The sequence below is a fragment of the Christiangramia sp. 3-2217-3z genome (assembly GCF_051195275.1).
Lineage (GTDB): Bacteria > Bacteroidota > Bacteroidia > Flavobacteriales > Flavobacteriaceae > Christiangramia > Christiangramia marina.
In genome coordinates this window covers 125,998-140,294 of record NZ_JBNJLI010000004.1, presented here as the reverse complement: position 1 = coordinate 140,294, position 14,297 = coordinate 125,998, and the positions used below count along the sequence as shown (strand labels likewise).

The following is a 14,297-nucleotide window of genomic DNA, read 5'->3' as shown; positions in this document are numbered from 1 at the left end:
TTAGATGCTTCAAAAGGCGCTTTTAGAGGAAGAAGTCCAACGTTTTATAAAGGAAAATCAAAAAAAGGATCTGCCTGCTCTCATTTTAAGAGGTAGCCCTTTCAGCCATATTAAAATTCAGGAGATTGCAACTCAGATAAAAGGCATGCGCATTGCAGAGAAGAAATTTCCACTGTTTTTTAATAATCCGCGAATACTTTACCCTCGTAAGCTTAATCTGGAACAAACATCCTCACAGATCACTGCGGAATATAAATCAGGATTAGTAAATGGTTCTTCAGGGGCAGATCTCACCGGAGGTTTAGGTATAGATACTTACTTCCTGGCAAAGAAATTCGACAGTTTTCAATATTACGAATTGAATAAAGAGCTGTTTGAAATGGCTGCGCACAATTTCAAAGAACTGGAAGCTTCTAATATTTGTTTGCATCATGGAGATAGCCTTGATATACTAAAGCAAACCGACCAGAAATTTGACTGGATCTATGCAGATCCTGCGAGACGTGATGAACATGGCGGTAAAGTCTACCATTTATCTGATTGTACACCAGATGTTCCTGAAGAACTCGATTTCTTACTTGAAAAGTCTGATTATATTCTTCTAAAAACTTCACCTATTCTCGATATCACAGCTGGACTGCGTGAACTGCATTCTGTTAAGGAGATTCATATCATAGCGGTTAACAATGAAGTAAAGGAGCTGCTTTGGCTATTTGAAAAAAACTGGAGGTCTGATTTTAAAGTGACAACCCTCAATTTCCAGGGAAAAAAGTTGCAAAAATTTAGTTTTGATACAGAAGTAAAACCCTTGAATGCGGTTCTTTCAAAACCTTTAAACTATCTCTACGAACCGAATGCCGCGATCATGAAAAGCGGATTATTTACGGAAGTCAGCACCACTTTTGGAATTCTAAAACTGCATGAGCATTCTCATATTTATACTTCAGAAACACTGGTTAAAGAATTTCCGGGAAGAATATTCCATATAACTGATATTAAGAGTTATAAAGACAAGCACCTAAAGAAGATATTGAAGAATAAAAAAGCAAATGTTACTACCAGGAATTTCCCAGATTCAGTAGAAAATATTCGGAAAAAATACAAAATTCAGGATGGAGGAAATGATTATATCTTTTTCACTACAAACCTGGAAAATGAGAAGACTGTAGTCTTTTGTAGAAAGGCAAACTTAGCGTAGATCGTAAAAGATTTTTGGCTTCCTGCTATTAACCGGAAATTTGAGTTGTTGAAGAGTTTTAGAATCTTTGAAGCCAATCTCTGGCAAAACATTCAAGAATGCTTTTAAATGCTCCTTCAGGCTTTCAATTTCCCTGAAACTTTCCGGAATCAAAATTTTAAGTTGGTCACCCCCAATTTCATCCAGAGAAACTTCAATAATAAAATTTTGGAGTTCGTTAAACCTATTTAATATTTCGATGATATGCTGTGGATAAAGACTGGTGCCTTTTAATTTTATTTTCTGCTGCTTCCTGCCAATTACTGGTCCTAATCGTCTTCCTTTCCTGCCACATTCGCAAAGAGTATCGGTATAAGTGAGCATATCGCCTGTGGCAAAACGAATAAGCGGCATACTTTGTACATTTAATGGAGTAACTACGAGCTCACCTATTTCACCATCAGCAACATGATTGCCATCCTGATCAAGAATTTCAGTATAAATGAGATCTTCCTGGACATGATTGCCCTGATGCTGGTTACATTCCGTAAAAGCAGTAGCCATCTCTGTTGAAGCATAAGTCGAAAATAACTCTATATCCCATAAGGAAGAAATTTTATGTCCCAGGCTATTTAACTCAAAATTGGAAGTTCGCAAAGGTTCGCCAATACATATTGCAGACTGAATTGATGAGTTTCGATAATCAATATGATTTTCTTCAGCATATTGAATGAGTTTCAGAAGAAAGGAAGGGACAGCAATGATATATTTCGGTTTAAATCTGAAAATACTTTCCCATTGCAATCCCGGCAAACCACCTCCGGTTCTAATCGCTCCAGCACCTAATTTTCTAAGACCAAGGAAATAAGCCATTCCCGCCATGAATCTTCGATCCAGCGTTGTAGTGATCAAAACTTTATCATGATTTGTAATCCCGGCAAGTTTGAAAGAACGTGACTCATTCTCAGCGAGCCTGTCTAGATCATGTTCGTTTAAATAGAAAGAAACCGGCTCACCAAGAGTCCCGCTGGTGGTAACATGATCTATGATATCTTCCTGTGGAATGGAAATGAAATCCTCATTATATTGCTGCAGCTGTTCTTTGGTAGTTATGGGTAATTTTGAAAACTCCACATAACTAGTGATGCTATCGACCTGGATAGAATTTTGCTGCAAAACATTCTGATAAAATTTTGATGTTCTGAATGTATAGCTCAGCTGTTGCTGAATTTTCTGCCACTGTGTTTTTTGATCTGACTCCTGCACTTCAAATTAAATTTTTCTGGTCGATTTCCTGATCATTTTCTCCACTTGCTTTAAATCAGGAATGGTTGTAATCTCTCTTTTTCTGGCTTGCTTAAAATGGATCAACGCACTTTTATAATGCTTATTCTTATAATAGATTCTGCCTGCTAAATACCAAGCCTCCCAGAAATCGGGATTAAGTTTTACAAGTTGCCTGGCTTTATTCCCATCTACAGATTTTGCGCTATATAATGCTCCTTTAACTTTACTTTCAAGTACTCTAAAGGCTTCGTAATCCTGATATTCCTGAGTTTGAAGGAAACTACTTGCCGGGATATTGAATTCCTTCGTTGACACTGAAACCGACTTAATGCCCTGACCATAATCTGAGAAAACCTGATTTAGATCATAATGTATAAATTCTCCCATCTGGTAGGGATTTGAACTTACCCAAACCTTCCGTTCCGCCGGTTTAAAAACGATTCCATGATGCGCTAAGAGCTGGTTAATTGCTTTTTCATTACCCATTCCAATCGACTGCCCGTCCAGACCCTGCCGATCCCTAAGGATCTCAACCGCCTTAAGTGGATTCAATTTATCTTCCTTTTCAAGCAATTGCTGCATGCGGTCGTACCGGTATTGAGTGTGACTTTCCTCACGGGTTAGCTTATTATTTCTATCACTCGAATATGCTTCGCTTTGAAAATGATTGCTACAAACTAGTTGATCACGATTCTCCACTTCGTATACTCCAAAATTACCAGGGGACACTTCTATCAAAACCGTTCTTTTTTCATCTCCACTTCCAATCATGATCGATTCTGAAACAAACACTTCACGTTTTTTCGCAATCGCAATTGCCTCTTCAATTGATCCGGCATATTGCAAAATTTCCCGTGCTAACAGACTAATGGGAGTTTTGGCAACCAGTGGCACTCTGGATTTCCCGGCATTGATAGTCACGGTGATTCCCTGCATGTTCATACCACTTAATGCCCCTATCATCCCGCCCCAGGTGTACATCATAAATCTGTGACCTTTATTCGGCGCTACGAATGCGGCGATCTTTTGTTCTCCAAAATCATCACCTGCATAAAAATCAAAATTACGACCTATTAATAATTCTCCATCGCTGGTTTTTTCGTCCCAGGCTGCAAAACTTGTACATCCCACCAACATTAGGTCCTGTAAAGCATGTCCAATATCATGCGCTCCATGAAAATATAACATGCGAATATAAGCAGGTGCGAAATCATCATACTTTTCCAGGCCGTACCTTGAAACCCCATAGATCTCCTGTTTATATTCTTCAGAAACATGGAGGTACAGTTTCCGGTTGAACCAACTAACAAATGTTTTCAGGAAGCCTCTATAATCTTCTGAAGGTACCATTTCTTCCAGCTTAAACATAAATGCTTTTTCCTGATGGTGTATAAGCTCCCGTCCCAGACTTCCATGAGCGACTCCCCTTTCCAGGGCATTACCTTCGAGATACATTTCCCATACGCCAAGATCGTTCTGGTAGAGCTGGTTATTCCCCAGAGTGTATAGACTATCTGAATGTTTTATTCTTGTGGTATCAATTTGTTCAAAACCGCTAAGATCTGGCTTGTGATCCATGGACTTTTTAATTCCGCAGGAATTGAAAAAAAATAAAATGAGGATATGTAGAATAAACTTCTTCATCTAAGTCAGTTTTCGGTAGATTAAAATATCATTCTGTCGATAGGTAAGTTCAAAATTTTGATCAAGCAACCAGCGAGTTTTCATTTTTGTATCCAGAAATATCATTAAATCGGCACTTTTAGAAAGATCTTTGATTAGGGCAGAATCGTGAGTATCTCCCTGAATAATATAATTACGAAGCAATGGAAGATCCTGAACACTTTCAAGCATATGGATTTTATCATCTTTTAATCTATAGGCATTCTTTGCCGCTGCTCTTTTCGATTCTTCGAATTCAAGGCTATACACTTCATTTTGAGGATACTTGATCTTGATATATAAAGGCAAAATTCCTATTCCCGAATTCAGAACAAGGAGATCATCTACTTCAGCAAGATAACGTGATATCTTTAAGAACTTTTCTCTTTGTTGCCTGAATTCAGCTTTAGCTTCGGAATAAGTTGAATGATAGCGGTAATGCTTCAGAATTGCATCTTTATGATAAAGTTTTTCAGAAACAGGGTTTTTATTATTTTTTCTGAAGGATAATGATCCATATTGCTGAAAGATCAATTTTCTGAATAAACTGCGCTGAAGTATGAAACTTACCGAAACCGCTGTAAGCACTCCAATAATTGAAACGATCGAAATGGATTTCAGAGCAGGATGTTTAGCGAAAATCAGAGCCCCTATTCCCAGCAATGTTGTGATAACCGACAGAATGATGGATGCCTGATAGGTTTTTAATTCAGATTTACCAGTTTCATATTCATTGAGACATGAATTAGTAATAAAAATGCTGTAATCAAGGCCAAGCCCAAAGATAAAACTCGAAATAATGATATTTAGAATGTTGAATTCTATCCCAAAGAAATACATGATACCCAGGGCACAGATCCAGGTGATCGCGATTGGTAGCAAGGTGATCACACTTAGAAGCAAGTTCTGATAAAATACCAGCAGCACCAGGAAAACTGCCACTACTGAAGCGAGAATAAGGATATTAAAGTCGGCTTTAAGATCTCCTAAAAAGTTCTGATTGATCGCCTTTCTGTCCAGTGCTACCACTCCTGGAACATTTTCGAAATAGCTAATAAATCTTTCAACCTTATCTTCTGGTAAATTAACGCTGCTCGAAACAGTTGAAATTTCTGGATTGTTGGATATAAAATCCTGCATATAAAGTGAGCCGGCCAACTCATAATCTTTGAGACCTATACTTGAATAATTTTTAACCAGCAGTTCATCGAAATTGCTAAAACTATTCGATTTAAATCCAAAGATTTTTGAAGTCTTTTGAATATTGTTCTTTACCGAATCCTGTTTTTCAGCAGTCCAGAAGCTGTTCCATTTGTCGATACGGGATTCCTGGGTTTCGGTAGAAAGCACTACTCCTCCTATACTACTGAAGTTTTCAATATCACCTTCATTTTCGAACTTTTTGAGATCCTGGTATAACTGATTATTCCTATACAAAGCTTCATCCAGCGAGTTTCCGTAAGCAACCAGCAAAATTGTTTTTCCAGATCGTCCAGCAAGTCCTTCAAGCTCTAATTCTACCTTTTTGATATGTTCCGGCTGGTAGTTTAGTTCTGATAGATCTTCATGAAATTCAACTTTGCTGAAGAAGAAAAGAGACACTACAAATAATCCTGATAGCAAGTATATCAAAGGTCTAATTTTGGAATAATCCAGGCTTGAAACTCTGTCCAGAATCGTTGTTTTTGCGTAAATATTCCCTGGTGTATATAGAAAAGGAATAAGCACAAGGGCGAAGAAGGAAGAGAATAACACGCTTAAACTTGCAAATATCCCCAGATCACGCAAAGCTTCACTTTTTACAAAAACCAGGCACATAAATGCGATCGCCGTGGTGAGACTGCTCATAATGACTGGCTTCGTAATATCTTTATACAGTTTTTCAATATTTGAACTATTTCGAAGATGCGTTAAAATATGTAAGGAGTAATCCAGCGTAATACCCAAAAGAATCGCACCAATTCCCAGGCTTATAGCCGAAACTGATCCCTGTAAAATATAAAGAATGGCTACAGCCGTGATTCCGGCAAAAATACTGGGTAGAAATAGCAAAATTGGAACATAAAATTTCCTGTAATAAACCACCAGTAAAATGAGCAATACCGTAACCGCAATTATTACAGTAGTTCGGACATCCTGTTTTATTTGTTCTGCATTGGCTACCGAGTAACGGAGTCCGCCAAAATAATCTCCTGTTATAGTATTATAGCGAGCATCCAGCGACGCGATCTTAGCTTCCAGTTTCGCTGTAAACTGTTTATTCCTGTTCGATTCTGATGCAGGATAGACGGGATCTATAAAGAACAGAATGTTCTTTTGATCCTTTGTCATGATATAGTTCTGATATAGCACATACTGGTCTCCAACCTGCAATTCCTGCAAACGTGCCAAACCAAGTATTGTAATACTAAGAGGATCTGAGAGAAAATAATTTTTAGTCACAAATCCAGTGGGTGATATTAATTGCTTGTAACCAGATTCGATACTTGCAGCTATACTGTCTGCATCGGTCTTTTGATCAATGATTACGTAATCCTGTTCATTTAAGAAGATGGGTAAATTGGACTGAACAAAATTATAGATTTGTTTGATGTCCTGTTCCGGAATTTTTCCTTTGACACCAGCAACGTATTCTGAAAGCTCTGTGTTTAAGAACTCAGATATTTCGTTGGCATAAGCCACCACGCTATCCCGATCTGTATTTTCTTCAGCCTTCACCCGAAAGATGATCTTATCTGAAAACTTCGATTCTTCCAGTATGGTTTTCACCAGATCCTGATCATTTCCAGACGGCACTAGTTTGGTTATATCCTCTTCTAACTTTATGCCTGAAGCAAGAAGGGACATAAGGCCGATATATAGAACTGCAATGATCAACGCCAGGCTTCTATGCCGATTCAAAAATTCGTGAATTTTCAGAAAAAATCTAGACATTAATTATTTGCTGGTTGTTTAGATTTCAGAATGGAGAACAGACAGTAAAATAAAATCCACGTAAGTGCTGCACTAATAATTGCCAGGACTATGCTACCAATTAAATATTGAGTTAAACCTATGAAAAGATCTTTTCCCGAATCAAAATTCTCGAGGTTCAATTGCCAGTCAAAACCATTCCCCATAACAAAATTCCCTAACTGATAACTTAAATAGAGAATTAACGGAATAAAAGGCGGTATGCTTATATTGCTAAATAAAAAGGCTATGGCCTTATTAACTTTCAGTAGTGATGCTAGTGTAAAAACTAGTAAGGTATGCAAACCCCAAAATGGTGAGATCCCTACAAATATTCCCAAAGCGATGGCGGATGCTTTTCTTTGAGGAGAATCCTGATCTCTTATAATATCCTCTCTAAAAAATCTACTGATCCCCTTTTGCTTGAATTCACGATATTTATTCCTTGGATGGATGTAAAGGAAACTGATCAATACAAAGTACATGTATAAAAAGACGATACGTACAATATCCCAGAATGGGCGGAAGTGAGTCACCCGCTCTCCTGGATCGTAGTGAACCCTTATAGGTATATTTTTTACTTCCACTTTTTTCCATGCCGACTTTACCAGGACCTCGATCTCTAATTCAAATTTCCAGGTGATCAGTCTTAAAGAATTAATAAGCCGAACGGGATACAGTCGGTAACCACTTTGAGTATCTTTTAATTCCTGGGCGGTTACTACCAAATACCAGAAACTGGAAAATCTATTGCCTTTGCTACTTTGTCCCGGGATTCCGGCCTGCGCCATATTTCGATCACCCACTAGCAATAATTCAGGATCGCCAGTTTTCCTATTTTCGAGTTCTACCAGGAACTTCTCCAGATCTGCCGGATAATGTTGCCCATCTGAATCTATAGTGATCGCATACTCGTAAGCCTTCTCCTCTGCTCTTCTAAAACCTGTTTTTAAGGCAATACCTTTACCTCTGTTAGTATCATGCGATACAATATCCAGGAATTCAAAATCCTTTAAAATCTCATTGGTGGTATCTGTCGATCCATCGTTAATAACGATGATATTGCGGGTATAAGTAACCAATTCGGTAAGAAAAGCACGAAGCGAATGATCATTGTTGTAAGTAGGAACAATAACACCGCAACTTAGTGCATCAAAACGTTCTTGAAGAATAGGCAGTGTACCCAAATTGTTGGCTTTAATGCAAAAATATCATTTAAATAAAGAGTAATTGCCTATGCCAGGACAAATTTATATCACCTCGTAAAGCGCGTTGATCTTAGTTATAATCCCAGTTTCACTTTTCGCGATGCCTTTAAGCTCGTAGTAAGTTCCCTGCTTTTCTAATTTTGATTCCAGAATGAGTTCATCATTATCTGTAGGATTAAAAACTGCAGTAAACTTTACATTGCTTGCCCTCTTAAGACTAAGCTTTTTTTCTGAAATTCTTTCTGCCTCCTCCTTAAATAATTGCATGAGCACAACTCCCGGGGTTACCGGTCTTCCGGGAAAATGTCCATTGTAAAGTTCATGCTCCGCATTGACCTTCAGGCTTGTTCGCGTGGTATCATTATCTTTTACAGACTTGGTAACAGTATAAAAATCGTTCAAAATTTCTTATTTATGATCGAATACCGAAGCTGGTATGTTCTGATTAGTCTTAAAATTACTCATTTTAATCTCGGTAAAATCGCCTGAAGGTTCTATAAGCTTTACTTTTTCAATATATTTTTCAGCATTGAAGAATATCCTTATCTCAGAGAACATTTCAGCTAAATTCTCATCCTTTGGAGTAACCGTAGCTTTTACAAATTTTCCCTCCCTGGCAAAGTCTGTTCTAAACAATTCATCCATTTCCAGAATGCGACCATTAAAGCTTCCTGTAACAAGTTCTCCCATTTTTTCGAAAAGTTCGCTGTTTCCAGTATTCATTTTCCTGGTTTTACCATCCTCAATGATATATAAACTCGAATCTTTGAACAGCAACTCATAATCGTAAGGAGAAGTATAGGACCATTTAAGTTTCCCAGGAGAAGCATACCAAATATGACCATCACTTTCTACAGTCTTTTCCATGGTTTTCATAAACTTCAGCTGCCTGAAATCTGCCTCAAGATTTTCAATGGTCTCTGCTTTAGTGGAAACCGACTCTTTAAAAGCTTTAGCTTCCGAAGTAGAAAAGGTCGCATTCTGAGCGAAGAGCTGGCAACTAAAAAGTATAAAAATGAATTTAAGAATACGCATCGATATCAAGTAAGTGATCTGGCCTTATTGCCATTAAATTTTTCTGCTTCAAAAATACCAATAACTGTTCCAAGACTTTAGCGTTTTGAGTGATATTATCGTGTAAAAGTATCAAATCCCCGGCTTTTAGATCTTTTGTAATTCGTTGATATATCTTATCCGGCGAGCTGGTGATCGCGTCATAAGGCCGTACACTCCATCCTACAGTGATGTGGCCGGTAGCAAGAATTGCCCTGGAAACCTTGGGATTGATAACTCCAAATGGTGGCCGGAACAATTTTGTTTTTAAACCAGCTACTTCCGTAGCAATACGATCACATTGCTGAATTTCAGAAATGATCGCGTGAGTTGAGAGAAAACCGAATTTTCGAGAATGTGAAAAGGTATGATTTCCCACCACATGACCTCTTTTTATGATTTCCCGGTAGATTTTAGGATGTTCCGCTATATTTTTCCCTATGCAAAAGAACAATGCCTTTACCTCATATTCATCCAGGATATCCAGAATCTTTAAAGTATTTGGGTGCGGACCATCATCAAAACTTATTCCTACTCCTTCCTTTCCCACTGCGGAATGTATCGAATTCTGAAAAAAATTAAGGCGAATATTTGTGGACAGTATAAGGATAGTGCTTACATATATGACCGCCACCAGCAGAATGAACCACCCAGACCAGTACTCATTTAGAGCACCCAGAACGCTTCCAAGCAGTATAAAGCTGAAGATGATGCGAAGTATTTTATATTTCAAGACTTTCCAGTAAGATGAATCCGTGATTTCTACCAAGATATTGGTTATAGACCAAAATTCGGTTGAAAATTGAAGCCGACTTTGAATTTAGCCTGAATTTCTTCGGAATTTCTTGATGCTGAAGGATAGAAATCCCTAGTGCAAAACCAATTGCTGAAATAGAATTGTTATCTCCGGTCAGAGATTTATAGGCGAGCTGTGGAACATTTCTTAAAAGACCTTGCTGCAGATTATGATAATAAACATCAAACCTGTTGTCTCCATTGTTCCCAAGAACAATTGCGTCTAAATTCTCTGATGTTAGCTCATTTTCTTGTAGAAATTGAATGACTTTTTCTTCAATTTCAGAAGGCTGAAAATCATTCAGAATTTTAACAGCGCTGCAAACTGCCAGTGAACCTGAACTTTTATCCCTGGAAATACTGAAGAATGCAGAACTTTCAGAAATAATGGTTCCCGAAGTATTGGAATTTAGTAGATCTGTATTCGTAATTTTCTCTTCTTTAATCTGACCGTCAAGCTTTTGAAAACCTGTAAATTTCTCTGAAGTTTCATCTACGGCACCAACGATCAAATTCTGAATTTCAGGATCGAGCTCAAACTGCATTTGCGCATCCAGAAGACAACTTTCAAAGCTTACTGAATTTTGAGTGTAGGTCATATTATAACCCGTGCACTTCAGAAAAAGCGCGATTTGTCCGCTTACCGTATTGTGGGTAGATTGAATAAAAGAAGTCGGTGTCAACAATTGCTCCTCACTTTCCTCTATTTGTTGCATGAACTTTTCGGTATCCTGCATACAACCCTGACCTGTGCCAACGAGGATCGCATCGGGACTTTCAATACCAGACCTGGAAAGAGCTTGTACTGCACTGAAGATTCCCATTTTAACTGCTTTAGACATTCTTCGCAGCATCATGGGTTTGATCAATTCCTTATAATTACGCGCACTTGCTCTTAAGATATTTCCCTGCAGTTCCAGCACTTCTTTGGAAGTTAGGAAATCTTCAGGCTGCGCTGTAATGGTGGAAACACTGTTAATGTAAAAACTACGCATATTTACTGAAGATTAACGAGGTGCAGTTGCCACCGAACCCGAAAGAATTCGACATTACGTGATCGAGTTTACGATATTCCTTTTGAGTAACCGGCATCAAACCATTTTCTATCACACCCTGAAAATTGAGGTTGGCAAAAACCTGTTGATTCTGTAACGATAATATAGAATAAATAGCCTCTACTGCACCAGCCGCTCCTAAAGTGTGACCTGTAAAAGCTTTAGTTGAACTGAAGTCAGGAACTTGAGCCTGTGCGAAAACACGCTTCAGAGCATTGGTTTCGGCGAGATCATTATTAAGTGTTCCGGTACCGTGAGCATTAATATAATTGATCTGGGAGGAATTTAATTCTGCCGATCTTAACGCAGCGGTCATTGCTTTGTACGCGCCTTCCCCGTTTTCTGAAGAGGCAGTTTGGTGAAATGCATCGTTTGCATTACCCGCACCAGAGACTTTCGCAAGTACATGTTGTTCAAGACTGGTACCTTCAGCTTCCAGAACCAAATACGCCGCTGCTTCTCCGAGATTGAGTCCATTTCTGTTGATATCGAATGGTCTGGCTGGTTTTTCTGATAAAATTCGAAGAGAATTAAAGCCATTGATAGTGAATTTTGTGAGACAATCACTTCCTCCCACGATCACTTTATTGAATCTACCCGACTGAATCAACCTTGCCCCGTTCAGGATAGCGTTTGCAGAGGATGAACAGGCAGTACTGATCGTTGTAACATGTTCTTTAATCCCAAAATATTCCGCGATCTTTTGTGTGGTATAACCTGGATGTTGCGCTTGTATATAGGCTCTTAAAGCAACATTTTCGTCAAATTGTTCGAAATATTCCTCTGTTTTATCGATTCCTCCCACACTGGTTCCAGATACAAAAGCTGTAATTTCTGGGTCAGGTACCAGATCTGTATTTTTAAATATTTCAGTAATTGCTTTGATTCCGAGTAAGGAAGCACGGGTGATCCCAGAGTTTGCAGAAAGTTTTAATTCTTCCAGTAATTCAGCATTGGAAAGTTTGATCTCGCCAACAGGAAATTGATGTTTTGTTGTTAGAATATCGGGTTTGGATAATCCGTGAACATCATTTTGCAAAGCATGAAGATTAGCCGTTACGCTCGAACCAATGGCAGAAACTATGCCCATCCCGGTTACGACTACAGCTTTCATAATTTACTTTGTACGATGTTTCTTAATAAAACTAGCCATGGTATTTACTGAAGCAAATATTTCCTTTCCCTGGTTAGGATCGGTCAGCTTAATTCCGTAATCTTTTTCAAGCAACACAATTAATTCCAATGCGTCAATGCTATCAAGTCCCAGTCCATCTCCAAACAGGGCGTCGTCATTTTCAATGTCTGAAGGTTCCATGTCCTCCAGATTAAGTTGTTCTATTATGCTTTCCTTTAGCTCGGTATGTAGGTCACTCATGTGTAGTAGCGTAGATTTTCGGCAACTGTCCCCGTTGAGATTGCAGATCTTCAAGACCGGCGACATGCCACAAAAATACATCATATTCATTATTGTGCAAGTTTAGCCAGCCACAAAGCACATTTTCGCAAGCTAAATTCTTAAGTTGTATTTCAGCATAATCCAGCATTAGTTCCGGATCGAATTTTTCGGTGATAAAAAATGCATTTTCAGACTGAATTGAATGTCTGATACTTATTTCTCCCAGCACAATATTCGGCAAAGTATATACAAAGACAGAAGGTGAAGCGAAATTCTGCATACTTTCCTGAAAACGAAGATCTGTGTCCAGGCTTGAACTGGAATTTGAGAATATTAAACCGGTATTTTTCTCCAATTGGATCTTTTCTGAAAGTAATTCTGCAGCAATGAACCCTGCTTTGCTAAGTCCATCCATTTTGAAGAACTTGGAATAATTAATTCCGAAGAACTTATACGCCTGACTCATCAATTTAGCGGACTCTAATTTATCTTCTGTTTTAAACAATAATCCTTCAGAAGATGTGATCCTATTGTTCTTTACCCTGATGAACTTAATTGATTGATCTTCAGACATGAGCTTTCGTTTTCCTGAAAAGCATGGCAATATTACAGCCTCCAAAACCTGATGCTGTTTTTAGTGCCATATTAATTTCTTTCTGAGTAGCTTCCGTAGTAATATTTAAGGATGCAGAAACACCTGAGCTTTCGAAATTCTTCGAAATGATCAATTCGTTTTTAAGCAAGCTATGTTTAAGCATAATGGATTCGATCAAGGCTGAAGCGCCCAAGGTATGCCCGAAATAGCCTTTCAAGCTATGCATAGGAATATCGTTGAGATTGGATCTATCAAATGCTATAGCTTCCATTTCATCATTATAGATGGTCGCTGTTCCATGAGCTGAAATTGCGTCAATTTCTTCGGAAGTAATACCAGTAAAATGTTCTAATCTGGAAATTGCCTGGTACAAACCTTCACCATCCCTGCTAGGGCCGGAAATATGATTTGCATCATTGGTAGTAACAGCATGAATGAATTTCACATTTTGTTCCTGTGATGTTTGCCCATCAATAAATACTGCGGCAGCTGCTTCACCAAGACTAATTCCATTTCGTTCGGCATCAAAAGGTTTGCATGCCTTCGCACTCATCGCCTGGAATGATTGAAAACCAGATAATACAAATTCTGACACCAGATCTCCTGCTGCTACTATGGCACTATTAAACTTTCCATATTTAATAAAATCTGCGGCTGTTTTGATAGCCAGACCTCCGGAAATACATGCATTTGATACCACGATGGGCTTATTTTTAAATCCGAAAAAGTCTGCAACCACCTGTGCCATTTTCCAGAGTTCGACCCGCTCTTTAGCAAATTTATTAGAGTTCAAAAGATCGATGTTTCCCTTAGTAGTGGCAATAACCAGCCCTGTACTCAAAGAATCTACCCTTTCCTCTTTATCGACTACATCCTTTATAGCAAGAATCAGCATCTTTTCCAGCTTCGTGTAGTCATCACAATTACCTATCAGGGAAAAACTGCGATCAATGATTTCTACATCCAGCATCCCTGCATAATAACCAGCTGGATACTTTGACGTAGGCTTCTGAAGTTTTAAAGCTGAATTTTGCAATCTCAATTCCCGTAGATTGGCCATAGTGCCAAAACCCAACGGAGATATTATGCTATCAGATTTTAAGTAAACTTGCTGCAT

The 14,297-nt window shown here is 38.4% G+C and carries 13 protein-coding genes; 1 reads left to right on the top strand and 12 read right to left on the bottom strand.

The annotated features are described in order from the left end of the window. Nucleotides 1–4 precede the first annotated feature (4 nt). On the top strand, nt 5–1,198 hold the full coding sequence (locus tag ACSHZO_RS08810; protein WP_298247095.1) for a class I SAM-dependent methyltransferase: 1,194 nt from the start codon (nt 5–7) through the stop codon (nt 1,196–1,198). Here the strand turns inward: ACSHZO_RS08810 and ACSHZO_RS08805 are convergent. From ACSHZO_RS08805 to ACSHZO_RS08750, 12 genes are all read right to left on the bottom strand, one after another. After that, complete coding sequence (locus tag ACSHZO_RS08805; protein WP_298247094.1) at nt 1,190–2,443, bottom strand: phenylacetate--CoA ligase family protein; 1,254 nt, start codon at nt 2,441–2,443, stop codon at nt 1,190–1,192. The genes ACSHZO_RS08810 and ACSHZO_RS08805 overlap by 9 nt on opposite strands. A gap of 6 nt (nt 2,444–2,449) precedes the next feature. Next, entirely contained in the window at nt 2,450–4,108 is a 1,659-nt protein-coding gene (locus ACSHZO_RS08800) for a C45 family autoproteolytic acyltransferase/hydolase (RefSeq protein ID WP_298247093.1), read from the bottom strand. Beyond that, nucleotides 4,109–7,060 (bottom strand): MMPL family transporter, encoded by a 2,952-nt coding sequence (locus ACSHZO_RS08795; RefSeq protein ID WP_298247092.1) that lies wholly within the window; start codon nt 7,058–7,060, stop codon nt 4,109–4,111. After that, nucleotides 7,060–8,265 (bottom strand): DUF2062 domain-containing protein, encoded by a 1,206-nt coding sequence (locus tag ACSHZO_RS08790; RefSeq protein ID WP_298247091.1) that lies wholly within the window; start codon nt 8,263–8,265, stop codon nt 7,060–7,062. The genes ACSHZO_RS08795 and ACSHZO_RS08790 overlap by 1 nt, the downstream gene beginning before the upstream one ends. 63 nt (nt 8,266–8,328) lie before the next feature. After that, nucleotides 8,329–8,688 carry a hydroxymyristoyl-ACP dehydratase gene (locus tag ACSHZO_RS08785; protein WP_298247090.1) on the bottom strand — a complete coding sequence of 120 codons (360 nt, stop codon included), beginning with the start codon at nt 8,686–8,688 and terminating at the stop codon, nt 8,329–8,331. A gap of 6 nt (nt 8,689–8,694) precedes the next feature. Beyond that, nucleotides 8,695–9,321, bottom strand: coding sequence for a LolA family protein (locus ACSHZO_RS08780; RefSeq protein WP_298247089.1), 627 nt, complete (start codon nt 9,319–9,321; stop codon nt 8,695–8,697). Next, complete coding sequence (locus ACSHZO_RS08775; RefSeq protein ID WP_298247088.1) at nt 9,308–10,072, bottom strand: polysaccharide deacetylase family protein; 765 nt, start codon at nt 10,070–10,072, stop codon at nt 9,308–9,310. The genes ACSHZO_RS08780 and ACSHZO_RS08775 overlap by 14 nt, the downstream gene beginning before the upstream one ends. Next, nucleotides 10,062–11,129 carry a beta-ketoacyl synthase chain length factor gene (locus ACSHZO_RS08770; protein WP_298247087.1) on the bottom strand — a complete coding sequence of 356 codons (1,068 nt, stop codon included), beginning with the start codon at nt 11,127–11,129 and terminating at the stop codon, nt 10,062–10,064. Before ACSHZO_RS08770 ends, ACSHZO_RS08775 begins: the two co-directional genes overlap by 11 nt. Continuing rightward, nucleotides 11,122–12,303, bottom strand: a complete 1,182-nt coding sequence (locus tag ACSHZO_RS08765) for a beta-ketoacyl-[acyl-carrier-protein] synthase family protein (RefSeq protein WP_366878058.1) — start codon at nt 12,301–12,303, stop codon at nt 11,122–11,124. Before ACSHZO_RS08765 ends, ACSHZO_RS08770 begins: the two co-directional genes overlap by 8 nt. Before the next feature lie 3 nt (nt 12,304–12,306). Then, nucleotides 12,307–12,564 carry a phosphopantetheine-binding protein gene (locus ACSHZO_RS08760; protein WP_298247086.1) on the bottom strand — a complete coding sequence of 86 codons (258 nt, stop codon included), beginning with the start codon at nt 12,562–12,564 and terminating at the stop codon, nt 12,307–12,309. Beyond that, on the bottom strand, nt 12,557–13,159 hold the full coding sequence (locus ACSHZO_RS08755; RefSeq protein WP_298247085.1) for a 3-oxoacyl-ACP synthase: 603 nt from the start codon (nt 13,157–13,159) through the stop codon (nt 12,557–12,559). The genes ACSHZO_RS08760 and ACSHZO_RS08755 overlap by 8 nt, the downstream gene beginning before the upstream one ends. Next, nucleotides 13,152–14,297 (bottom strand): beta-ketoacyl synthase N-terminal-like domain-containing protein, encoded by a 1,146-nt coding sequence (locus ACSHZO_RS08750; protein WP_298247084.1) that lies wholly within the window; start codon nt 14,295–14,297, stop codon nt 13,152–13,154. Before ACSHZO_RS08750 ends, ACSHZO_RS08755 begins: the two co-directional genes overlap by 8 nt.

Excerpts from the sequence above, each read along its gene's own strand:
- ACSHZO_RS08810 (WP_298247095.1), top strand. The coding sequence starts at position 5 with ATGCTTCAAAAGGCGCTTTTAGAGGAAGAAGTCCAACGTTTTATAAAG.
- ACSHZO_RS08800 (WP_298247093.1), bottom strand. The coding sequence starts at position 4,108 with ATGAAGAAGTTTATTCTACATATCCTCATTTTATTTTTTTTCAATTCC.
- ACSHZO_RS08795 (WP_298247092.1), bottom strand. The coding sequence starts at position 7,060 with ATGTCTAGATTTTTTCTGAAAATTCACGAATTTTTGAATCGGCATAGA.
- ACSHZO_RS08780 (WP_298247089.1), bottom strand. The coding sequence starts at position 9,321 with ATGCGTATTCTTAAATTCATTTTTATACTTTTTAGTTGCCAGCTCTTC.
- ACSHZO_RS08770 (WP_298247087.1), bottom strand. The coding sequence starts at position 11,129 with ATGCGTAGTTTTTACATTAACAGTGTTTCCACCATTACAGCGCAGCCT.
- ACSHZO_RS08765 (WP_366878058.1), bottom strand. The coding sequence starts at position 12,303 with ATGAAAGCTGTAGTCGTAACCGGGATGGGCATAGTTTCTGCCATTGGT.
- ACSHZO_RS08760 (WP_298247086.1), bottom strand. The coding sequence starts at position 12,564 with ATGAGTGACCTACATACCGAGCTAAAGGAAAGCATAATAGAACAACTT.
- ACSHZO_RS08755 (WP_298247085.1), bottom strand. The coding sequence starts at position 13,159 with ATGTCTGAAGATCAATCAATTAAGTTCATCAGGGTAAAGAACAATAGG.
- ACSHZO_RS08750 (WP_298247084.1), bottom strand. The coding sequence starts at position 14,297 with ATGCAGCAAGTTTACTTAAAATCTGATAGCATAATATCTCCGTTGGGT.